General features: G+C 71.9%; 17 protein-coding genes and 2 pseudogenes. 10 read left to right on the forward strand and 9 right to left on the reverse strand.

All coding sequences use genetic code 11. The features are described 5' to 3' along the window. Positions 1–59: 59 nt before the first annotated feature. Entirely contained in the window at positions 60–395 is a 336-nt protein-coding gene (locus AB0G74_RS07250) for a hypothetical protein (RefSeq protein WP_361141606.1), read from the reverse strand. A gap of 1557 nt (positions 396–1952) precedes the next feature. Here AB0G74_RS07250 and AB0G74_RS07255 point away from each other — a divergent pair. Then, positions 1953–2546 (forward strand): carboxymuconolactone decarboxylase family protein, encoded by a 594-nt coding sequence (locus AB0G74_RS07255; protein WP_361141608.1) that lies wholly within the window; start codon positions 1953–1955, stop codon positions 2544–2546. A 374-nt stretch (positions 2547–2920) separates the two neighbouring features. On the opposite strand, the gene AB0G74_RS07260 is transcribed toward AB0G74_RS07255, so the two are convergent. After that, positions 2921–3646 (reverse strand): nucleotidyltransferase domain-containing protein, encoded by a 726-nt coding sequence (locus AB0G74_RS07260; protein WP_361141610.1) that lies wholly within the window; start codon positions 3644–3646, stop codon positions 2921–2923. Positions 3647–3820: 174 nt separating this feature from the next. Here AB0G74_RS07260 and AB0G74_RS07265 point away from each other — a divergent pair, with 174 nt between their 5' ends. Together AB0G74_RS07265 and AB0G74_RS07270 are read left to right on the forward strand one after the other, a co-directional pair. Further along, complete coding sequence (locus tag AB0G74_RS07265; RefSeq protein WP_361141611.1) at positions 3821–4477, forward strand: GNAT family N-acetyltransferase; 657 nt, start codon at positions 3821–3823, stop codon at positions 4475–4477. Positions 4478–4710: 233 nt separating this feature from the next. Next, complete coding sequence (locus AB0G74_RS07270) at positions 4711–5301, forward strand: dihydrofolate reductase family protein (protein WP_361141794.1); 591 nt, start codon at positions 4711–4713, stop codon at positions 5299–5301. 9 nt (positions 5302–5310) lie between these two features. On the opposite strand, the pseudogene AB0G74_RS07275 reads toward AB0G74_RS07270, so the two are convergent. After that, positions 5311–5658 (reverse strand): annotated as a pseudogene (locus tag AB0G74_RS07275) (transposase); the annotation flags it as partial. A gap of 17 nt (positions 5659–5675) precedes the next feature. Continuing rightward, positions 5676–5801 (reverse strand): annotated as a pseudogene (locus tag AB0G74_RS07280) (transposase); the annotation flags it as partial. Positions 5802–5882: 81 nt separating this feature from the next. Between AB0G74_RS07280 and AB0G74_RS07285 the strand changes: the two are divergent. Continuing rightward, positions 5883–6014, forward strand: a complete 132-nt coding sequence (locus AB0G74_RS07285) for a hypothetical protein (RefSeq protein WP_361141613.1) — start codon at positions 5883–5885, stop codon at positions 6012–6014. Positions 6015–6231: 217 nt separating this feature from the next. Continuing rightward, positions 6232–8235 carry a S9 family peptidase gene (locus AB0G74_RS07290; protein ID WP_361141615.1) on the forward strand — a complete coding sequence of 668 codons (2004 nt, stop codon included), beginning with the start codon at positions 6232–6234 and terminating at the stop codon, positions 8233–8235. A 79-nt stretch (positions 8236–8314) separates the two neighbouring features. Here the strand turns inward: AB0G74_RS07290 and AB0G74_RS07295 are convergent, their stop codons facing one another. Beyond that, entirely contained in the window at positions 8315–9223 is a 909-nt protein-coding gene (locus AB0G74_RS07295) for a LysR substrate-binding domain-containing protein (RefSeq protein WP_361141617.1), read from the reverse strand. Between the two features lie 85 nt (positions 9224–9308). On the opposite strand from AB0G74_RS07295, the gene AB0G74_RS07300 reads away from it, so the two are divergent. Beyond that, the gene (locus tag AB0G74_RS07300; protein ID WP_361141619.1) at positions 9309–9782 is read left to right on the forward strand and encodes an ester cyclase; all 474 of its coding nucleotides are present in this window, start codon (positions 9309–9311) and stop codon (positions 9780–9782) included. A gap of 227 nt (positions 9783–10009) precedes the next feature. Here AB0G74_RS07300 and AB0G74_RS07305 read toward each other — a convergent pair whose 3' ends face one another. Next, positions 10010–11356: an FAD-dependent monooxygenase gene (locus tag AB0G74_RS07305; protein ID WP_361141796.1), complete on the reverse strand. Its 1347-nt coding sequence runs from the start codon at positions 11354–11356 to the stop codon at positions 10010–10012. A 235-nt stretch (positions 11357–11591) separates the two neighbouring features. Between AB0G74_RS07305 and AB0G74_RS07310 the strand changes: the two genes are divergently transcribed. The 3 genes from AB0G74_RS07310 to AB0G74_RS07320 all read left to right on the forward strand — a co-directional run bounded on the left by AB0G74_RS07310 (position 11592) and on the right by AB0G74_RS07320 (position 15085). Next, a complete protein-coding gene (locus tag AB0G74_RS07310) occupies positions 11592–12686 on the forward strand; it encodes a hypothetical protein (RefSeq protein ID WP_361141621.1) in 1095 nt (364 codons plus the stop codon). Between the two features lie 168 nt (positions 12687–12854). Further along, positions 12855–13643, forward strand: a complete 789-nt coding sequence (locus AB0G74_RS07315) for an SAM-dependent methyltransferase (protein WP_361141623.1) — start codon at positions 12855–12857, stop codon at positions 13641–13643. A gap of 80 nt (positions 13644–13723) precedes the next feature. Next, positions 13724–15085: a hypothetical protein gene (locus AB0G74_RS07320; protein WP_361141625.1), complete on the forward strand. Its 1362-nt coding sequence runs from the start codon at positions 13724–13726 to the stop codon at positions 15083–15085. A gap of 225 nt (positions 15086–15310) precedes the next feature. Here the strand turns inward: AB0G74_RS07320 and AB0G74_RS07325 are convergent, their stop codons facing one another. Beyond that, the gene (locus AB0G74_RS07325; protein WP_361141627.1) at positions 15311–15685 is read right to left on the reverse strand and encodes a VOC family protein; all 375 of its coding nucleotides are present in this window, start codon (positions 15683–15685) and stop codon (positions 15311–15313) included. Positions 15686–15789: 104 nt separating this feature from the next. Then, on the reverse strand, positions 15790–17385 hold the full coding sequence (locus AB0G74_RS07330; RefSeq protein WP_361141629.1) for an MFS transporter: 1596 nt from the start codon (positions 17383–17385) through the stop codon (positions 15790–15792). Between the two features lie 249 nt (positions 17386–17634). On the opposite strand from AB0G74_RS07330, the gene AB0G74_RS07335 reads away from it, so the two are divergent. Next, a complete protein-coding gene (locus AB0G74_RS07335; RefSeq protein WP_361141631.1) occupies positions 17635–20916 on the forward strand; it encodes a BTAD domain-containing putative transcriptional regulator in 3282 nt (1093 codons plus the stop codon). A gap of 156 nt (positions 20917–21072) precedes the next feature. On the opposite strand, the gene AB0G74_RS07340 is transcribed toward AB0G74_RS07335, so the two are convergent. Next, entirely contained in the window at positions 21073–21498 is a 426-nt protein-coding gene (locus AB0G74_RS07340) for a Rid family hydrolase (protein WP_361141633.1), read from the reverse strand. Positions 21499–21567 lie beyond the last annotated feature (69 nt).

Here is a 21567-nt window from a genome sequence, read left to right on the forward strand (position 1 = left end):
CGACGGCTCCGGCTCATCGCCGCCGCCTGCGCGTCCCGGTGTCTCCGCCACGGCCGCGCTCAGCCCGAGTAGTCGATACCGGAGACCGCGTTCGGACCGTGGGCGTCACCTGACCGCTCGACCGAGGCCGAGCCGCGCCCCCGGCCCCCCGGCCGCCTGATACCCGTCACAGCACCACCCCTGGCCGTTCCGCTTCCGCTGACCGTGTCCGTGGGACCCGCCAGGGGCGGCGGCTGAAGCACGGCCCAGACCAGAGCTGCCACCGCGACAGCGGCCTGGACCGAAGCCCCGGCCAACTGCCCGGCCCCCGGACCGTCCAGCAGCCAGATCAGCGGAGTGGAAACCACCACCAGCCCGGCCGCCACGATGACCGAAATCTTCCCTAACCGTGCCACAACGGCTCTCCCTGCCCGCAACACCCCTTGCCCGCCGCACATAATCCGGCCGACAGGCCACCATGCCGCATTCTCCCGCAACCACACGCCCCGAACCGGGAAAGCACGAAACCCGCTCGGACCCCTCCGCCCTCTCGTTGCCCAGCCGCCCAGCCGGCCCCGGCCCGTGCCGGTTCTCCCGGCCCGGCAGGCAGCCCCCGGTACGGCTCGGGCGGAACGAGACGGCGAGCTCGGGCGGGCAGGGTTGGCCTGGATCGCGCCGAAGCTGATCTCGGCCGCCGACGAGGCGCCCGGTGCGAACCCGCGCACCCTGCACGTCCTGCCGCCCGTCGGGCACTGGACGCTCGAGGTCGTCCCCGACCCGTCGACCGACCCGGCCGCCCTGGTGGCAGCCGGACCGGACGCCGCCGCGCACAACGCCATGCCGACCGCCGAGCGCGCGGCCGCGGAGTACCGGGTAGCAGGCCCTGGTGATGCTCGGCCGCAGCGAGGACGCCCAGGCCGAGGCCCGCAGGGCGTATGCCAGCGAGCCGTAATACCAGGCCCTGCCCGACAGCGACGACGCCCAGCGCGCAGCGACCGAGGCAGATGCGAAGGCGCAGAGCCGCACGGCCGAGAATCTTTTCGCCGTGGGGCTGGAGGAGCTTCGTCCTCAGGCCCGCCCCGATCCGATCCGGCCCGCTCCGTGCTCGCAGCGTCGGTCCGCTGGATGGCGAGACCCTGGAGGTGATCGCGTGAGCGCCGTAGCGGAGACGTCCGGTCCGGTTGCTGGTCGGGCTATCGCCATACCTGCTCAGCCACGCGGTGGAAGTTGCCCCCCAGGATCGCGGCGACGGCGCTATGGGGGTATCCCCGGGCCGGAGTTCTGTGCTGCGGTGCGGTCCTGTTCGGCGGATCACCACGTTGTTACGACGCGGGGAAGTCCCAGCCGCGGCGCATCGGCTGTCCGCAGGCTTCTGAACGCCTTCGCTCCACTGGGGCGCAGTACGAGCACGGCACGGTGTACGGTTCGCGCCGTCGTTCCGGCGACGCGTACGCCAGGGGTGCCGCTACCCGGCCGGGTACGTGGCAGCGGCTCGGCCGTTTACACCGTGCCGACCCGGTCCCAGACGTCGGCGAGCCGCGCGCTGAGCATGCCGGGGTTCTCTTCGAACCAGTGGTGTGCCGCGCCTGCCACGACGCGGCGGTGTGGTAGGCGGGGTCGTGGTGGGCTGCCAGCGGCGGCCGGGTAGCGGTACGGCGGCGATGTGAACGGCGTACGACTCCTCCAGACGCGGCCCTCCCGGTCCAGTGCAGTGCGGCGCGCCGTACCGCGAGAAAGAAGCGGTCGGTCTAGGCCGGACCGACTGCCGGGCGGACAGCATCTCGACCGGAGATCGCGCATGTTCCGGTGGTGGGCCCGAGTTGTTTCCCACCGCCGTGATCGCGAGTTGCGGATGACGGCGTCGGGCGATGACCGGGTTCGTCCGTCCGCGCACACGCGATTGTCACACTCGTGCGCCAGGCGGTGTCTTCATGTCAAACAGGCCGCAAGGCCGCTGAAACAAGGAGAACACCATGACACCGCGTGTCCCCAAGGCCGAGCTTCCCGCCGAGATGAAGGAGGCTCTCACCGAGCAGTTCGGCTCCGTGCCCGAGCCCGTCGAGGTCGTTTTCAACAATCCTGCCGTCGCCGCTTCCAGCCTGGAGTTCTCGGCGAAGGCCGCAGTGTGGGACGCGGTGGACGAGGGCCTCAAGACCTTCGCGCACATGGCCGTGGCGGCCCAGGTTGGCTGCAACTGGTGTCTGGACATCAACTACTTTGCCGCGCTGAACCAGAACCTTGACCTGGCCAAGGCCAGCCAGGTCCCCAACTGGCGTGACTCCGACGTGTTCAACCCGCTGGAGCGCGAGGTGATGGAGTACTCCGAGGCCATGACGAAAACTCCGCCGACCGTCACGGACGAGCTGTCGGCGAGCCTGCTCGAGCAGCTCGGCCCGGCGGGCCTGGTCGAGCTCACCGTGTTCGTCGGCTTCGCCAACTTCTCCACCCGGGTCAACACCGCGCACGGGATCACATCACAGGGCTACTCCGAAGCCTGCCGAATCCCGCTGGCCGAGCGGCCCGGACCGGCTGGCGCAGTCCGAGACCGCGATCGGGGTGACTCATGACGCCATGACCGACGAACTGGTCGTCACCCACTGCGGCGGAACACCCCGACGTGGCGGGGAGGGACCTTTCTGACCTGCGCTTCAGGGGCAAATGTCGATGGCTGCGGTTGAGGCCGTCCGCCGACTCTTCCCCGCGCGGACACCTGATTTCGCAGGTTCAATTCTGTCGTCCCGAATTGTGTTTTTCGCAGTTCGTAGGCGGTACCGGAGGAATCCGGTACGGCCATTCGGTGTTTCTCGGGGACCGGATGGAGAGCAAGGGGTCCAGGTGCGTCGCCTCGGGACGTTGGTGAAATGAGTGACCGCTCCAGCCGCCCGCACCGCCAACCTGTCCGGACAACGCACCTGGGCGGGTGCCGGGTATCCGGGTGCTGTCAGGTGGTCCAGGGCTGGGTGTATCCCTCCCGTAGTGGTCCGCCGACGAGGTCGAGTATCTGCCCGGTGGCGGTTATGAGCGGGAGGGGGTCGGCGTGCTCGGCCACGGCCCGGTGCCCCTCCAGGAGGGCCCGGCCCCGTACGGGATCGGCCTCCAGCAGCCTGCGGGGCAGCCACTTGCCGATACCGGTCCAGCTCCGGTGGTGGGCGGTGAGCAGGTGGACGGCTTCGCGGAGGGTGAAGTCGGCGAGGGCCAGCTGTTCGTACCGGTCGGTTCGTGGGTGGTCGGTGAGGTCGTCCATGAAGCAGGTGAGGACGTAGCGACCCCGGAACCATTCGGCTTCCGTGAGCGGTGGGGGCCCTTCGGCGATGACGGCACGGGCGTGTTCCCGTAGCTCCGCCATATGCCCCACGGTGTCGGTCAGGGGCAGTCCCTGGTCGTAGACGAACAGGATGGTGCCCCGGCGCAGTGCCCGGTCCCTCGCGAAGTGGGCCGGGGCATCCGCCCGGGTGTGCAGGAACAGCTCGGCCAGCCGCCCCTCATGACGTATCACCTCACGCCGGCTGGTCTCAGCATCCGGAAGAAGGACGGCCACATCAAGGTCACTGCCCGCCGTCGCCCGCCCGCGCGCGACTGAGCCACCGAGCACGGCCCCCAGCGCGTCGGGAAACCGAGCCCCGACCAACTCCAGAGCCTGCGCCACCGCGGAATCCCGATCATTCATGAACCATCAACGCGCCGGCCCCCTGCTGCCGTTCCGCCAGCCGCCGGTCGAGGAGAGTCTTTTGCGGCGACGCCGCGCCCGGTCCGGTCGTCGGCGCCCCGATGATGGGTGATGCCGACCAGAAGCGGCCCCTGGTCCTGGCGGAGTGCCGCAGTTCCACAGCACCATGGGCCGGTGACCATCCCGAAACCGATACCTCCTGTGGTGGCGTCCGGCCGTATGAGCCGGACACGGCAGCCCCATCTCGCTCTCACCGGCACCATGCGGCTGCGCCCGTGGCAGGAGAGCGACGCGCCGTCCCTGGTGCGGTCGTGTCAGGACCCCGACATCCAGCACTGGAACCGCCCCGGTCACCTCACCGCCGACACAGCACGCGAGAAGATCGCGCGCTGGAATCGGCGGTGGCAGGACGAAGAAGCCGCTGTCTGGGCCATCACCCTCACGGACTCCAGCACAGCGGCAGGGCTCATCGCTCTCGCCGACCTCGACCTCGCGGGTGGCAGCGCCGAGCTCGTCTATTGGCTCCTCCCCGCCGCCCGGGGGCGCGGGGCCATGACCGAAGCAACCCGAACCGTCAGCCGGTGGGCCTTCGACACCCTCCAACTCCACCGCCTGCGCATCACCCACTCCGTCGCCAACAACGCCTCCTGCACCGTCGCCACACAAGCCGGGTTCCCCCTGGAAGGCACCATGCGCAGCGCCCTCCTCCACGCCGACGGCTGGCACGACGAACACCTCCACGCCCGTGTCCGAACCGACCTCGACCTCAGTCCCCCGCCCACCGCGCTACTTCGAGGGCGGACAGATGATGGGGCCGCAAGCGTCGCGTAATGGCCGACCACCCGCCGCTGTCACGCACTCCGCCCCGCTGAGGGGATTTGGCTGCGTGGATGGCGCCGGGGCCGGGTGGCAGGCTGGGTGGGTTGGCGCGGCGCTGCACGATGGCTAGGCCGTTTCTTCGGGATCAATGCCTTGCCCAAGATGCGGTTGCCGCCGTGACCGATGAGTCCTGCTCCTGCGTGGAGTCGATCTCGATGGTGCAAGCACACGGATGGGAGCAGCGCATGGGTGAGCTGGTAGTGGTCAACTTCGTCTCGTTGGACGGTGTCATGCAGTCGGTTCTCTCGGCCGACGAGGACCGGGAGGGTGGGTTCGATCAGGGCGGCTGGGTGCTGCCTTATGTCGACGAAGTGGTGGAGCGGTTCATGAGCGAGGCCACGGCTGGTGCCGGGGCCCTGCTCCTGGGCCGCAGGACGTACGAGATCTTCGCCGCCACGTGGCCGTACGCCGACATGAACGACCCCGCGGTGGCCGCGATGAACGCGATGCCCAAGTACGTGGCCTCCCGCACGCTCAGGGATCCGGGCTGGGCGAACAGCGCTGTGCTCGGCGGGGATCTGGCGGCGGAGGTCAGCCGTATCAAGGCCGCGTCCGAGAGCGAGACTGTGGTGCTGGGCAGCGGGGGGCTGCTCGGAGCTCTGATCGAGTACGACCTCGTTGACGAGTACCGGCTGCTGGTCTTTCCTCTCGTCCTGGGTAGCGGGAAGCAGCTCTTCGCCGACGGCAAGAGCCCTCGGCGCCTGACACTTACCGCCACGCGGCCGACACCGTCCGGCGTATTGATCAACACCTACCGGCGCCGTGCGGAAGATTGAGGTCTCGGATCACCTCGCCGGCCAGATGTGGATGGCGGCGAGGTGGAGTCCGGCGAGGTAGATGGTGGCGGTCTTGTCGTAGCGGGTGGCCGGGCCGCGCCATTGCTTGATCTTGTTGATGGCGTGTTCGACCGTGTTCCGCTGTTTGTCGGCTTGGCGGTCGAACGTCGGCGGGCGGCCGCCCCGGCTGCCGAGCCGTTTGCGGTCGGCGGCCTGGTCGGCGGGCTGAGGGATCACCGCGCGGATCCCGCGACGGCGCAGGTGCGAGCGGATGGCGCGGGACGAGTACGCCTTGTCCCCGAGGATCGTGTCCGGTCTCGTGCGTGGGCGCCCTTCCACGAGCCGAAGTGTTCGAGCAGGTCCATCCTCGGCGTCCCGGTGCGGTACTTGAACGCGATCACGTCGATCACCTCGCGGTGATCACGCCACCGACCACCCCGCCTCGGCGACCGGTCCGGCAGCGGCTCGATGCGTGCCCACTGGGCGTCAGTCAACGACACACATCAACCAACAATCAGATGATCCGAAAGAAACGGCCTAGTCGACCAGCACGCCCCGACATCTGGGGTGCCGTCGAGTGTGTGGTTGTGAAGCGGTGGTCGGCCGTGCAGGGCCATGACGTCGACCAGGTCGACGCACGGCTCGTGGTGAACGTCGGCCTGCGGTCGGTGTCATCGGCCGGAGGCGACCGTCATCCGATGGGGCCGGTCTGAATGCCGCGCTGTTCTACCCCGAGGTCGAGGAGCCAGAGCGCGGCGTGCGGGAGTTGATCGGTGCCCACTGGGTGGCGTGGATGGCGAAGGTCCACCCCGGCCTCCTCCAAGCCGTCGCCGACGACGGTGCCGCGCCGTAGGTACGTCCGTGTCCGCGACGGGAGGTCTGCGTCCGGCTCCCTGGTCGTCGCGTCGCGAGCGAGCGACAATCGCCCACATGATCGCGCCCTCCGGTGGCTCGTCCACCTTCCGTGACCTGTCCGCCTTCACCGCGTGTCCTCGCGTCAACTCTCTTGCCCTGTCCGTCGACGGCACTCGCCTCGTCGCGGCCGTGCAGTCGCTGTCCGGGGACGGGACGCGATACGTGTCGGCTCTGTGGGAAATCGATCCGTCCGGGGAGCGCGAAGCGCTGCGGCTGACCCGGTCCGACAAGGGCGAGTCGGGGCCGGTGTTCGGTCCGGACGGAACCCTGTACTTCCTGTCCGGACGCGCCCCCGAAGAGGGTGACGAGGGCGCGGCGCTGTGGGCGCTGCCGCCGCGGGGGGAGGCCGCCGTCGCGGTCCGGCACCCGGGCGGGATCGCCGCGTTCACCGTCGCCCGGGATTCCGGCGCGCTGTGCCACACCGCGGGGTTGCTGCCGGGTGCGGCCGACGCCGAGGAGCACGGCGAGCTGCGCGCGGCGCGGAAGGACGCGAAGGTGACCGCGATCCTCTACGAGTCCGGGCCGGTCCGTGCCTGGGACCGCGACCTCGGTCCGGAGGAGCCGCACACCTTCGTCCGTGCCGGTGCCGGTGAGGAACCGGTCGTCGCCGGTGGGCAGGGAATCGGTCTGGAGAACCCGGGGGACGCGGCGTTGTCGCCGGACGGCACCCGGGTCGCGTACCCCCGGTTCGTGCCCGGGCGGGTCCCGGACGAGCACCGTACCGCCGTGGTGGTGGCGGACGCGGTGAGCGGTGCGGAGATCCGCGTCGTCGGTGATCCGGAGCATATTTACGAGGCGCCGCGGTTCACATACGACGGTTCGGCCGTCGTATGCCGCCGGATGCGCTACCCGACGTACGACGACCCCTGGGAAGTGACTCTCGTCCGGATCGACCTGACCGACGGCACGGTGGGGGACCTGCTGCCCGGGTTCGACAACTGGCCCGGGGAAGTGATCTGTTCACCGGTGGACGACACGCTCTTCTTCGTATCCGACGAGCTGGGGCACGCGCCCGTCTTCCGGCGCGACCCGGACGGTGGCGTCACACGCCTCACCGCGTCGGGTGCGTACGGTTCGCTGACCGTGGCCCCCGACGGGCGGACGCTCTACGCACTGCGCCACGCGGTCGACATGCCCCCGACGCCCGTCCGGATAGCGGCCGCCGCCGTCGACCGGACTCCGGTCCCTCTGCCCGCCCCGGGCGGCGTCGGGGATCTGCCCGGCACACTCACCGAGGTGCGTACGGAGGCGGACGACGGATTCGTGCTGCGCGGCTGGCTCGTCCTGCCCGAGGGCGCGTCCGCCGAGCGGCCCGCTCCGCTGCTCGTCGCCGTCCACGGCGGCCCGCAGTTCAGCTGGAACGGCTGGACCTGGCGGTGGAACCCCTGGCCGTTCGCCGCGCGCGGCTATGCGGTGCTGCTGCCGGATCCGGCTCTGTCGACGGGCTACGGGCAGATCAACCACCGGCGCGGCTGGGGTCAGTGGGGCGGGCGCCCCTACACCGATGTGATCGCCCTGACGGACGCGGCCGAGGCCCGGGACGATATCGATGCCTCCCGTACGGCACTCGCCGGCGGCTCGTACGGCGGATATCTGGCGAACCGGGTCGCCACCAGCACGGACCGGTTCAAGGCGATCATCAGCCACGCGGGTCCGTGGGACCTGTGGATGTTCCAGGGCGACACGGACGCGCCCTGGTACTTTCAGCGGATCTTCGGCGATCCGCTGACCCGCCCCGACCGGTACGAGGCCGACTCGCCGCACCTGAACGTCGCGAGGATCCGCACGCCGGTGCTGGTCATCCACGGCGCGAAGGACTACCGCGTACCCGTCGGGCAGGGCGCCGCGCTCTTCCAGGAACTACAGCGGTACGAAGTCCCGGCGAAGTACCTCTACTTCCCGGACGAGAACCACTGGGTGGTGGGGCCGAACCACGCGCGCCTGTGGTACGAGACATTCCTCAACTTCCTCGACCACCATGTCCTCGGCGCCGCATGGCGGCAGCCCGGCCTGCTGTGACCGGTCGGTCTGTACCGGCCTGGTGCGGATATACCGGAGCAGCCCCGGCAGCGGTCGGCCGATCCGGCTCCCGGCCTGGTCATCCGGCGTGGTGGAGCCGGGCGGCCTGGTTCCGCAGAGCGGTCACCATCACCTGCGCCTGAGCGGAAGGGCGCGGCGGGGTCAGGGCAATGGTCGCGCGCCCGGCCCAATGGCTGTCGGTAATGGGCACGGCTCGTACGCCTGCGGGCAGGGCGGGCCGGGCCAGCTCGGGGACGACCGTGATGCCCATGCCCGCCGCGACCAGTCCCAGGCGGGTGGACCAGCTGCGCGCGGTACTGACGATCCGGGGGTTGGCCAAGGTCGGCCAGGCTCCGAACTGCGGCTCGCCCGGAGCTCCCTCTCCGGCGATCCAGTGTTCCCGGGCCAGCTCCGGCACGGTGACGGCAGTGCGCTCCGCGAGCCGGTGGGTATCCGCGACGGCGACCAGGAGATGGCCGTGGAGCAAGGTGGTCTGTCTGAGTTCGTCCAGGTCGTACTCCGGGAGACCCTGGCCGACTCCGATGACCACCACGTCCAGCCGGCCGGCGCGCACCCGCCGGAGCAGGGCGGGTGTCGAAGCGTCTTCCAGGACGATGGCGAGCCCCGGATGGCCGGAGACCACCTCGGCCATCGCTCGCGGGACCAACGCCATGGCCGCGGTGGGGTAGGCGCCGACCGTGAGGCGGCCCGCGAGCCGGTCGCGCAGACCGGCGAGTTCCAGCTCGGTCGACGCCAGGTCGGCGAGGATCTCGGTCGCGCGCCGGACGAGGACCGCCCCCGCCGGGGTGAGCGCCACACCGCGTCCTCCGCGGTGGAAGAGCGGCGCCCCGGCTGCCGCCTCGGTGGCGGCGACCTGGCGGGAGACGGCCGACTGGGTGTAGCCGAGCGCCTCGGCGGCCCGGGTGAACGATCCTGTGGTGGCGACCTGGTGAACGACGCGCAGTCCGGTGATGGTGAACTCAGCCATGGTCGGAACCGCCATGCGGATATGTCATGGAAACCATGCTGAACCATCGTTGGACCGCATGACCGACCGGGGGCAGGCTAGTGCCATGACAACGGAATTCACCCGGGAAGACCTTGTCGCGCGGCTGGTCCGCGCCGGTGAGCTGGAGGTGTCGGGCGAAGACCTGGCCGAGGCGGCGACATACTTCGATACGGAGAGATTCCGCTTCCACGGGCCGGACGGCTTCGAGTCCGACTTCGACGGGCTCAGCGCCTACTTCGCCGCGGTGCGCGAGGCTTTCGACGACCGGTCGATCCGGCGCGGCATCGTGGTAGCAGAAGGCGACCACATCGCCTGTCAGACCTGGATCGAAGGCACCTTCGTCCGCGAGTTCACCCGGTCACCGGCCGGACCGCTGCCTCCCAACGGCGAACGCGTCGTATTCGACCTGATCAACATCTTCCGCTTCGACGACCGGGGCCGTCTCGTCGAGGAGTGGGTACGTATCGACAACCGCGCCCTCCTACGCCAACTGGGCGCTGAGGAAAGCGGCGTGCCCGGTGGCGCCGGGGGCGCCTGAAGGGATGGGCCGGTGACTGGTGCGTCTCCGGCCGGAGAGCCGAGTGTGCCCGGGCCGCCTCCCTGCTGACCCGGGCACGCGTGGTGCCGGGTCGAGGAGTCTCCCTGCCGGGCCCGGCTCGCGCGGCGGAGGCGTGGATCGTCCCCGCCGCCGAGCCGGAGCGCCGGTGGTTCCCGTCCGGCAGGAGGTGGGAGAACCGACTCGGCCCGCCGGTCCCTGACCGGCTGTCACTCCGGTGTCATCGGAGCCTCGGCAGGGGTCGCCGGGAGCGGTCGCAGCAGCACCGCCCGGGCCACGGCCGGTGTGAACAGCGCTGTGACGGGAGCGGAGAGACCCAGTACGGAGCGGAAGGCGCGCCCCACCACGGGGTCGCCGACGTAGTACGCCTGGACGCGCCGTAGATACCAGTCGGCGACGCGGTCGGCGGCACTGCCGCCGACCGCCGTGCCGATGGCGCCGGGCATCTTGCGGTCCGCCCCCGCGGAGATGTCCCACGCCAGCCGGGACGACGCCAGGATCGCCCGCTGGACCCGGCGGGTCGTGGGCGTCGGGCCCGGCTCGGCCAGGGCGTCGCGCAGGGCGACCGCGTTCATCGCCGCGACGGCCATGCCCTGCCCGTAGATCGGGTTGAAGGTACACAGGGCGTCGCCCGTCGCGAGGAATCCGGCCGGATGCCGACCGGGATGGTCGTAGCGGCGGCGGATGTTCGCGGGCTGCCGGTAGCCGAACGCCGGTGAGAGCGGTTCGGCCTCGTCCAGCCACCGGTGCAGGGGCGGATGCGGCAGTCGCTTCGCGAAGGCCACGAACTCGTCCGCCCCGGTGGGCGGCTCGTCGCCGCGCAGCCCCGAGACGATGACCAGATGGGTGCCGTCCTCCAGCGGTAGCGCGCCACCGGCGCGGGTCTGGTCCGGGCCGGGATAGACGTAGTAACCGGCCGTATCGCCGTCGAGGGACCCGCTCGGACCCCGGTAGAGACGGGAGGCGTAGGCGAGCCCGGTGTCGAGGGTCTCCTCGTACGCGGGCTCGGCGCCGATCCCGGTGAGCCATTGCGCGGCCTTCGTACCGCTGCCCGACGCGTCGACGACCAGGTCGGCCTCCAGCGCGTCCCGCTTCTCCCGGGCGTCGCCGGAGCGTCGCTGCCGCAGCAGTACGCCCCGTACCCTGGCGGCGTCGCCGATCAGCCCTCGTACGTCGGTCCCTTCCAGCACTTCGATCGCCGGGTCGGCGAGAACTCGCCGCCGGATCAGCCATTCCAGCTGTGCCCGGGAACCGGTACGGATGTACGTGGTGGCGGGCAGCCGCCGAATCCAGCGCCCGTCCTGCCACAACACCAGGCCGGACGGCATACCCACCCGTGGCGCCCCGGCCTCCGTCAGCTCCGTGAGGAAGCCCGGCAGCAGTGACTCCAGGGCCGTCTGCCCGCCCTCCAGCAGGACGTGCGGATGCCGTCCCTGCGGTACCCCGGGCCGCGGCTCCGCGCCCTCGGGTAACCTGTCGCGCTCCACGATGGTCACCCGGTCCGCGTACCGGCTGAGGGCATGGGCGGCGAGCAGCCCCGCGAGGCTCCCGCCCACCACGACCGCATGCCGCTCTTTTCGCCCGCCGCCCACACTCCGACGCCGCTCCGTACCGGCAGTGCTCACCAATCCGTCCCTTTCTGATCCCTGACCCGCTTTGCCGTAGGAACCCCAGTATCCGGCCCCGTCGCACGAGATGGTTGCGATCGCCGGTTTCCGGCAGGCGGGCGGGGCGATCGGGCCCGGCCCGGATACCATCCGCGAAATCGGCAGCGAGTGAAGGAGACGCCGCGTGAGGCGCACGACGCCGGAACGGCCCCTCGACGTCGAGGCGGTGTTCCCCGGGCTCGCGGCATATCGGGGGACGGCGACCCGACTGCATCCGCGACCGGGCTTCCCGGGCGTCGCGGACAGTTCGGTGGGCGGCCCGTTTCTGTGGCCGGCGGACGAGCCGTGGCCGGTGTGCACCGTTCCGCACGGCCGGACCACCGGTCACCGGCCGGCCGATGTACGCCGGGAGCGGACGATCCGCGCCGAGGCGTGGGGGCGGGAATCCCCGCGAGGGCCGGCCGAGGCCGAGCCCGCCGAACCGGCCTCCCCCGCCCCCGGACCGTACGCGCCGCGGCTCGGCGAGCAGGACCCCGTTCCGCTGCTCGCGCTCGCCCAATTGTTCACCCGGGACGTCCCCGACCTGGTGGGGCCCGACGGGTGCGACCTGCTCCAAGTGCTGTGGTGCCCCGCCGAGACACACGGCCCCCGCGGCGACGCGTTCGACGTCGTACTCCAGTGGCGGCGCTCCGCGGACGTGACGGACGTCCTGCACCCCCAGCCCGAGCCCGTCGTCATCGGCCGCCCCCAAGGGCTCCCCGACCCGTGTTTGCTCCACCCCGAACAGGTCGTGGAGCACGAGTACATCGAGCTGCTGGCCGATGAACTCCGGGAAGCCGTCGAGGAGTGGGAGGAGGAACTGGAGGAGTCGGCCGACGACGCTGCGGACGGCGCCCCGCAGCCGGTGAGCTATGAGACGTACGAGGCGTACGAGGCGGCGATGCGCGCCGCCGAGCGGGACACCGACGCGGTCGTGAGCTACACCGGTGATCTGTCGATCGCGCCGGGGTGGAAGGTCGGTGGCTTCGCCTCCTGGCACCTCACCGGCCCCACCCCCGTCGACTGCGTCTCCTGCGGCACATCCATGAGTCTGCTGCTGACGGCGACCGACCGGGAGTGGGACGCCGGGACGCGGAGCTGGATCCCCGTCGAAGACGGTGAGCTGGTGGATGTGAACGGCGCGAACACACCGACCGGTGTTTCCCCGGCCCGCGGCACGATGCACATCCTCACCTGCCCTGCCGAACCGGCCCATCCGCACCGGACCGTCTTCCAGTGACCCCGCCGCTGCCGGAACCCGGCCGTATCGACCGCGTCACCGACGGGGCCGTGCTCCGCCCCGCGCGGGACGACCGTACGAAAGCGGTCAATGCGGGAACCGGAGTCCGGAGGGGTAACCTGCCGCCGTCCCGGGACGCCCGTTCCGGGTCTTCGAGGAGGACGCCTCATGAAGGACCCGCAGTCGCGGATCGATACCTCGGTCGCCCATTCCGCCCGCGTCTGGAACTACTGGCTCGGCGGCAAGGACAACTACGAGGCCGATCAGTTAGCCGGGGAGGCGTACGAGCGGACGTTCCCGCCGAGCCGTGCCTTCGCGCAGGAGTCCCGGCATTTCCTGCGCCGCATGATCACCTATCTGGCCGGTGAGGCCGGGGTTCGCCAGTTCCTCGATCTCGGTGCCGGGCTGCCGACGGTGAACAACACGCACGAGGTGGCCCAGCGCATCGCGCCCGATGCCCGTGTCGTCTACGTCGACCACGATCCCATCGTCATCCGCCATGTCGACGCCCTGCTCACCAGTACGCCCGAGGGCGCCACCGCCTATGTCGAGGCGGAGATGCAGGACACGGAGAAGGTACTCGCCGACGCGGCGCGGACACTCGACCTCTCCCGGCCCGTGGCACTGGTCTGCTGCGACGTCCTCGGCCATATCGTCGACTTCGACGAAGCGCTCGGCCTGATCGACCGGCTGACGCGGCGGCTGCCCTCCGGCAGCTTCCTCGCCCTCAGCCACTGCTGGGCCGACGGGCCGGAGCACATCGCCGCGCAGAACGCCTACAACGCGACCGGCGCCATCCCTTACATCCTCCGCCCGCCCTCCATGATCGCCCGCTTCTTCGAAGGTCTGGACCTGGTCGATCCCGGGCTGGCGTCCTGGCCGAACTGGCGGCCGGACTCCACCACCGGTACCGCCACCGTCCGCGCCGGCTGGGGAGCCGTCGGCCGCAAGCCGTAGCCGCGTCCGGCCCGGCGTCCGCCCTGCTGTCTCCTGCTGTGGGGCTGCCGTGTCGGTGGTGGGGGCTAAGGTGCGCTGCTGTGGACGCTGACGATCTCGACTACCGGACCCGGACGCGGACGGGCTGCGTACCTCCGTCATTGGTGGAGCGGCTGCTCCGGCTGGGTCATGAGCGGGAGGTGGAGTTCCAAGCCGGGCGCGGGGAATGGTTCTGCGCCCTGGAGTGGGCCCGGCTGCTCGGCCAGCGGGGACGGCGCGAGCATGCGTTGGAGGTGCTCGCTCCGTATGCCGCGACGAACTGGTGGCCGGCGGCCCGGGCGCGGGCGGAACTACTGGAGGGCTGGGGCCTGGCGGAGGAGGCCATCGGCCTGTGCCGCCCGTACGCGGAGGCCGGTGAGCGGGCGGCGGTGGACTTCTTCGCGCGCCTGCTGGCCCGGCACGGCCGCGCCGACGAGGCGTTCGCACTGTTGCGCGCCGGGATTCGGGACTGGTTCCTCGCCGAGTGCCTGGTCGACATCGCCGAAACCGCGGGCAGGGACGAGGACGCGGCGTCCCTGCTGACGGCCCGGGTCGAGGCGGCGGCTCCCGCTTGCGACGACCCCGACTGCGGCAACCTCCGGACGGAACCGTCCAACGCGGTCGGGCTGCTCGCCGCGATCCGGGAACGTCAGGGCCGGATCGAAGAGGCGATCGCCCTGCTCCACACCCGGGGGACCACCTCCGTCAACGGCCGTGATCAACTGGCGGACCTGCTGGCCGGACACGACCGGATCACCGAACTGCGGGCGTACGCGGCCTCCGACTTCCACGGTCACGCGGTGCAGCGCCTTGCCGAAGTGCTGGAGGAACGCGGCGACGCGGAAGGCGCGATCGCCGCCTACCGTGCGTTCGGGAATACGCCGGTCGGGATGTGGCGGGTGGCCGTCCCGCTTTCCGAGCTTTTGGTGCGGTACGGGCGGGGTGGCGAGGCGATCGAGGTGATGCGCGCGCTCGCCGAACACGCCGGCGCGGAGGACTGGATCGTCCACACTCTGTGCGACCTCTACGCCGACCAGGGGCGGCCCCGGGACGGACTGGAGTTCCTCGATGCCCTCAAGGCGCGAAGCGGTGGCAAGGAGGATTGGGACCTCTTCCGGCTGCGGCTTCCGCTGATGGCCGAATGCGGCCTGCTCGACGAGGCGGTCGAGCGGATTCGGGCGCATGCCGAGGGCGACACCTGGTACGCGGCCCGGGCGCTGTCCGGCGTATTCGCCGAGGCGGGCCGTACCGAGGAGGCCGCCGCTGTTCTCGAACAGCACCCGGCGTTCAACCGCTCCCTCCTTGCCGAGCGGCTCATCGATCTCGGCCGGGTCGAAGACGCGATACGAGTCCTCCAGGAGCCGAGGGCGGAGCCGACCGCACCCGTCGGAGAGGACTCCTACTCCACCGAACCTCCTTTCTGACAGATCGGGTTGGTGCGGGAACGCCGCTGAGCTCCCGCGACGACGTCGGTCGTGCCGGGCCGGGTGGTGGAGTCCGGATCCCCGGGTTCTCGGAATGGACCTTTTCCAACCCGTTCCCCCCTCTCCTGTGGTGGAGTGCCGTACCAGCGTCGGCGTCTACCGGGTTCGGTGCGCGGACAGGGCCGGTTCGGGGACCGTCCGCCCGTCGGCCCGGCCCGCGCCGGTTCAGTGGAGACAGAGGCAGAACGGATGACCGGCCGGGTCCGCGTAGACGCGCCAGTTGGTGTTCGGGTGGAGCTGGTCCGTGCGTTCCAGTACGGTCGCCCCGAGGGCGAGCGCCCGCCGCTCCTCCGCTTCGAGGTCGTCGACGTCGAAGTCCAGGTGGAGTTGCTGCGGGCGGCGCTGGCCGGGCCATTCGGGGGGCTGGTAGCCGTTCACCCGCTGGCAGGCCAGGGGGGTTCCCTCGAAGCCGTGTACCTCGATCCAGTCGGGATCGTCCGGGTTCGGCACCACCCGGCCGCCGAGTAGTGCCGCGTAGAACTCCGCGAGCCGTACCGGATCGGCGCAGTCCAGTGCGATCGCCTGCAGTTTTCGAATCACTTCCGGCACCTCTCGTCCCTCGGCCGCTGCCGCGGCTCATCCGTTACGGATGGGCCTACCCGCAGCTGTCACGGGCACGCGCCCCGGTCGGCGGGTTCCCCCGGTCAGGTACCGGCCCGTGTCCTCGGCGGTTCCGCGGCCGTTCCGGTGTCGGCGGTGCCGTCCGTGCCGGGGCCCGGGGGCTCGGTGCCGGGCGGGCGTACCGACCGGAGCAGCAGAAAGGCGCAGGCGCTGAGCAGCAGCATCAAGGCCGCGCCGGTCCAGGCCACCGCGTGGACGCCGTCGGTGAAGGCGTCCCGGGCGGTGGTGAGGAGTTCGGCGGCTGCCGCGGGGGGCAGCTCCGGGGCGGTGGTCACGGCACCGGCGAGGTCCTCGGCCGCAGCGCCGGGAGCCTCGGGCAGTGCCTCGATCCGGGGGCCGTAGACCGCCGCCACGATACTGCCCGCCACGGCGACCCCGAGGCCGACGCCCAGTTCGCCGCTCGTCTCCGACAGCGCGGCGGCCGAGCCGGCTTTCTCCTGCGGGGCGGTGGCCACCACCAGGTCGGTGGTGAGGACGGGCGTCGGGCTGATGCCGAGGACCGCGATCGCGGAGCCGGTGACGAGCGCTGTCACACCGCCGGTGCTGTCGGCCCGGGTGACCAGGACGAATCCGGCGACGGCGATCAGGGTGCCCGCCGCCATGACGTGTGCGTGCCCGAACCGGCGGGCCAGGAACGGGGCCGCCAGCGAGCCGACCGTCGCGGCGAGCACGATCGGCAGCATGTACACCCCGGCCTTCAACGGTGTCATGCCTGCCACCATCTGGAGGAACTGCGGGTTGAGGTATTCGAGACCGTTGACGGCCAGCAGTCCGAACATCAGCAGGACGAGTGCCGCCGAGAAGGCCCGGTTGGCGAAGAGGCTCATGTCCAGTACGGGGTCGGGCAGCCGCAGTTGCCTGCGGATGAAGGACCGGCCCGCCACCAGTCCGGCGATCAGGGCCAGTACGGCGTCGGGCCCGGGACCGTGCGCGGCCGTCTGCTTGAGGGCGTAGACCAGCGGGAGCAGCGCGGCCAGGGAGAGCGCAATGCTCGGCAGGTCGAGCCGCCCGGGCTCGGGGTCGCGGAACTCCGGCAGCAGAAAGGGTCCGGCCACGACCAGTACCGCCATCACGGGTACGGCGAGCAGGAAGACCGATCCCCACCAGAAGTGCTCCAGCATGACGCCGCCGACCAGTGGTCCGACGGCCACCCCGACGGACATCGCCGTCATCCACAGGGCGATCGCGAAGGACCGCTGCCCGCCGTCCCGGAACATCGTGCTGATCAGGGCGAGGGTCGACGGCATCAGGGTGGCGCCCGCGATACCGAGGAGAGCACGGCTCGCGATCAGCATCTCGGCGTTCACGGAGTACGCGGTGAGGACCGAGGCGACTGCGAACGTGAACCCGCCGGCCAGCAGCAGTCTGCGGCGGCCGATTCGGTCGCCGAGGGTGCCCATGGTGACCAGGAAACCGGCGATCAGGAATCCGTAGATATCCATGATCCACAGGGACTGGGTGGCGCTGGGCCGAAGGTCGGCGCTGAGGTGGGGCGCGGCCAGATAGAGGACGCTGATGTCCAGGGCGATCAGCAGCAGGGGGAGCGTGAGCACCGCGAGCCCGGTCCACTCCCTGGGGCCCGCCCGGCGAGCGGCCTCGGGCGCGGGATAGGGCGGCATGGTTCCTCCGGTGGTCGGTGGGGCGGGTGATGTGCCTCCAGGGTGCGGACACCGGGTTCTGGAATGGTTTCGGCCGGTGGCCGCGCGGGGCCGTCGACGGTTTCGCGAAGCCGTACGGGCCGGGGTGCGGGCGGCTTGGAAGGCATCGACGGTTTGGAAGGCGTTGACGGCATGGACGGCATGGACGGCGTGGACGAGGTCGCGGAGCCGTCCGGGCCCGGCCGTCGATGATCGCCGTAGGCTGGGCGGATGCGATTCGGGGTGCTGGGCCCACTGCGGGTGTGGACGGCGGGCGGCGACCCCGTGCACGTACCGGAGCGGAAGGTACGGTTCCTGCTTGCCGCGCTGCTCGGCCGGGAGGGACGCCTCGTCCCCGTCGGCCGGCTGATCGACGATCTGTGGGCGGGGGCGCCGCCCGCCGAGCCCGTACGGGTCCTGCGGACCAAGGTGTCGCAGTTGCGCCGGGCGCTGGAGGACGCCGAGCCGGGCGGCCGCGAGTTGGTCGTCGCCGCGTCCGCCGGATACCGGCTGGCCGCCGCGGCGGGTGCGGTGGACGCCGACCGGTTCCGGGAGCTGGTGGCCCGGGCCGGAGCGGACGGCGATCCGGCGGTGCGGGCGGAGCTGCTGGGGGAGGCGCTGGCGCTGTGGCGGGGGCCCGCCTACGCAGAGTTCGCCGATGAGGCGTTCGCGCGGGCGGCGGTGGCGCGGCTGGAGGAGGAGCGGCTGGCGGCCCTGGAGGACCGCGCGGAGGCGCGGCTGCTGCTGGGCGAGGACCGGGCGTTGTTGGGGGAGTTGGCGGAGCTGGTGGGGCGGTATCCGCGGCGGGAGCGGTTACGGGGCGCGCAGATGCGGGCGCTGTACCGGGCCGGGCGGCAGAGTGAGGCGCTGGCGGGCTATCACGAGCTGCGGAAGCGGCTGGACGCCGAGTCGGGGGTGGTGCCGGGGCGTCGGATCGCGGCCCTGTACGGGGCGATCCTGCGTCAGGATCCCGATCTGGAGGCGCCGGGCGGCGCGGATTCGCCCGTACGCGATCGGCGGAACCGGCTGCCCGCCCCGCTGACCGGTCTGGTCGGCCGCGACGGCGCGGTCGACGCCGTACGGGCCCGGCTCGCCGACGCCCGGCTGGTGACGCTGACCGGGCCGGGGGGCGTGGGCAAGACCCGGCTGGCGCTGGAGGTGGCGCACCGGGTCGCGGCCGGATACGACGACGCGGTCCTGGTGGAACTGGGTTCGGTGGACCGGGCCGGGCCGGTGGTGGACACGGTCGCAGCGGCGTGCGGGGTCCGCGACGAGGTCGGTGAACGGCCGCCCGCGACGGCGGGTACGGGGCCCCGGCCGGGGCCTCTCGCCCGGCTCGCCGCCGCCCTCGCCGACCGCCGGGTACTGCTCGTCCTGGACAACTGCGAACATCTGGTGGACCCGGTGGCCGAGTTGACGGCCGCCCTGCTGCGGGCCGCGCCGGGGCTGCGGGTCCTGGCCACCAGTCAGGAACCGCTGCGGGTCCCCGGCGAGGCGGTCCAGCCGGTCGCACCCCTGCCGGAGGCCGACGCGATCCGGCTGTTCCGCGCCCGGGCGGCGGCGTCCGCGCCCGGTCTCCGGTTGGAGGGGCGGGCCGAGGAGAGGGCCGCGGAGATCTGCCGTCGTCTCGACGGTCTGCCGCTCGCGCTGGAGCTGGCCGCGACCCGGGCGGGCTCGCTGGGCCTGGACGCCCTGGCCGACCGGCTCGGAGACCGGTTCCGTCTGCTGGCCACCGAGGGGCGCGGGGTCGCCGCCAGGCACCGCACGCTGCGCGCGATGATCGACTGGAGCTGGGATCTGCTGGACGCCCAGGAGCGCGCCGTCCTGCGCAGACTCTCCGTCCATGCCGACAGCGGTACGCTCGCGGGCGCCGAGGCCGTCTGCGCCGGGCCTCCCGTCGACCGGGCCGATGTCCCCGACGTTCTCGCCCGGCTGGTCGAAAGGTCCCTCGTCGCCGCCGTCCCGGATCCCGCCGTCCCGGATCCCGGCGTCACGGGGTCCGGGACCGGGGTGCGGTACCGGCTGCTGGAGTCCGTCGCCGCGTACGGCCGTGAACGTCTCGGCGCGGCCGGGGAGACGGCGGCCGTACGGGCCCGGCACCGCGCCCACCACCTCGCCCTCGCCGAACACGCCGACGCCCGGCTGCGCGGCCCCGGTCAGCGGGACTGGCTGGCGGTCCTCGACGCCCACGGCCCCGACCTGCGGGCCGCGCTGGACGGCGCGGTCGAGCACGGGGCGACCGCCGACGCGCTCCGGCTGGTCAACGCCCTGTCCTGGTACTGGTATCTGCGCGGGCGGCTCAACGAGGCGGCCCGGGCGCTGGACGCCGCCCTCGCCCTCACCCCGAGTGCGGACGACGCACCCCGGGTCGCCGCCGCGCGAGTCTGGCGTACCGGTATCGACATCGTCTGCGGCCGGGCCACCGACGCGGGCCGGGCCGCGCTCGACGCCCTGGCGGCGTACGAAGGACCCGACGGCGTCGCCGACCCCGTGGGCGAGGCGCGCGCCCGCGGCTATCTGGCGTCCCTGCTCGGCTTCGACAGCCTGCCGACCGGCGAACGGCTGGCCGCCCGGGCCCTCGACGCCACTGCTGAACCGGACGACACCTGGGGAACGGCGGTCGTGCTGTCCACCCGGGCCCGGCAGCGGCTGACCCGCGGTGATCTCACCGGCGCCCGTGCCGACGCCGACCGCGGCCACGCCCTCTTCACCGGACTCGGCGACACCTGGGGCCGCCTCCGGAATCTGCCCGTCCTCGGCACCCTCGCCGAGATCGCGGGCGACTACGACGAGGCCGCCCGGTTGCACGGGGAGAGCGTCCGGGCGGCCGGGGAACTGGGGCTGTGGAGCGAGCTGTCGTACGGCCTGTCGGCGCTGGGGAACGTCCTGCTCCTCACCGGGGAGCCGGACCGCGCCGAGGCCCTGCACCGGCGGGCCCGGCGGCTGGCCGTCGACCACGCGGACGAGTTCGGGCAGCGGATCGCCGAACTGGGACTCGCCCTCGGCGCCCGGCGGCGCGGCGACCCGGACACCGCCGAGGTGCTGCTGCGGCGCTCCTTGGACTGGCACCGCGAACGCGGTGTCGACGCCGCCGTGGTGCCGGTCCTGGCGCACCTCGGGTTCCTGGCCGGGGAACGCGGGGACGTCACCGAGGCACGGTCGCTCCACCGCGAGTGCCTGGCGGCGGCGCGGGCGGTCGGCGACCCCCGCGCGGTGGCGCTGGCGCTGGAAGGGCTGGCGGACGCGGCCGCGCTGGGCGGGGACCCGGCGGAGGCGGCCCGGCTGCTGGGCGCGGCGGTGGCCGCGCGGGAATCGGTGGGGGCGCCCCTGCCGCCCGCCGAACGGGGTGACGTGGACCGGGTCATCGCCGCCGCCCGGTCGGCGCTCGACCCCGACGCCTATACGGTGGCGTTCCGCGCGGGGCACGCGCTCGGTACCCGGATCCGGCCGCGCCCGGAGCCGCCCGGCGCGTCCCGGCCGGAAGGGGCGGCCCTGCCCGCTCCCTCGGTGTGACGAGGGCGCGGTGCGGCGGTCCGGGACCGTATCGAACGGGCCCGGTGTCCGGCCGAGTTCACGGCGATTCCGGTACGACGTCCTCCCGCCCGGTCACCGGACGGTCACCGGGTGGGAGACCGCGAGCGGGCGTCCCGATCCCGGTCTTCCCGTGGTTCAGGCCGCCGAGCCGACGACGGCGGTGACGCGGATCTCCACCCGCATCTCGGCCAGTCCGAGGGCCGTGACACCCGTCTCGGTCCAGATCGGCTCGCGGCCGCCGAGCCGGCGGCGGAACTGCTCGGCCATGATCGTGTTGTGGTCGGCGCCGATGACGCCCTCTTCCGGTGTGACCTTGTGATACGAGTTCACATGGATGACGTCCCGCCAGGTCGCGCCGACCGTGGCGAGGGTGCGTTCCACATTGTCGAAGGCGAGGACGATCTCGTCCTCCAGCGAGTCGGGGACGACCAGATCGTCGTCCACCCCGGCCTGACCGGAGATCTCCACCCGGTCGTCGACCCGGACGGCGCTGCTGTACCCGAGGGCCTTGTTCAGCTTCTCGCCGTAGCCCGAGGTGATGCCGAAGGTGACGGTGCTCATGATGCTCCCTCTTTCCGTGCGGCAGGGCGCGTTCACCCTGCCGATGACTTCACGCGTAAAGTGAGAGTA

Origin of the sequence: Streptomyces sp. NPDC020875, assembly GCF_040641415.1 — a bacterium.
Taxonomy (GTDB): Bacteria; Actinomycetota; Actinomycetes; order Streptomycetales; family Streptomycetaceae; genus Streptomyces.

Bases quoted from the DNA above. Each gene is read 5' to 3' on its own strand.
- AB0G74_RS07295 (WP_361141617.1), bottom strand. From the start codon at position 9,223: ATGGCTGAGTTCACCATCACCGGACTGCGCGTCGTTCACCAGGTCGCC.
- AB0G74_RS07315 (WP_361141623.1), top strand. From the start codon at position 12,855: ATGAAGGACCCGCAGTCGCGGATCGATACCTCGGTCGCCCATTCCGCC.
- AB0G74_RS07330 (WP_361141629.1), bottom strand. From the start codon at position 17,385: ATGCCGCCCTATCCCGCGCCCGAGGCCGCTCGCCGGGCGGGCCCCAGG.
- AB0G74_RS07255 (WP_361141608.1), top strand. From the start codon at position 1,953: ATGACACCGCGTGTCCCCAAGGCCGAGCTTCCCGCCGAGATGAAGGAG.
- AB0G74_RS07260 (WP_361141610.1), bottom strand. From the start codon at position 3,646: ATGAATGATCGGGATTCCGCGGTGGCGCAGGCTCTGGAGTTGGTCGGG.
- AB0G74_RS07290 (WP_361141615.1), top strand. From the start codon at position 6,232: ATGATCGCGCCCTCCGGTGGCTCGTCCACCTTCCGTGACCTGTCCGCC.
- AB0G74_RS07270 (WP_361141794.1), top strand. From the start codon at position 4,711: ATGGGTGAGCTGGTAGTGGTCAACTTCGTCTCGTTGGACGGTGTCATG.
- AB0G74_RS07300 (WP_361141619.1), top strand. From the start codon at position 9,309: ATGACAACGGAATTCACCCGGGAAGACCTTGTCGCGCGGCTGGTCCGC.
- AB0G74_RS07335 (WP_361141631.1), top strand. From the start codon at position 17,635: ATGCGATTCGGGGTGCTGGGCCCACTGCGGGTGTGGACGGCGGGCGGC.
- AB0G74_RS07340 (WP_361141633.1), bottom strand. From the start codon at position 21,498: ATGAGCACCGTCACCTTCGGCATCACCTCGGGCTACGGCGAGAAGCTG.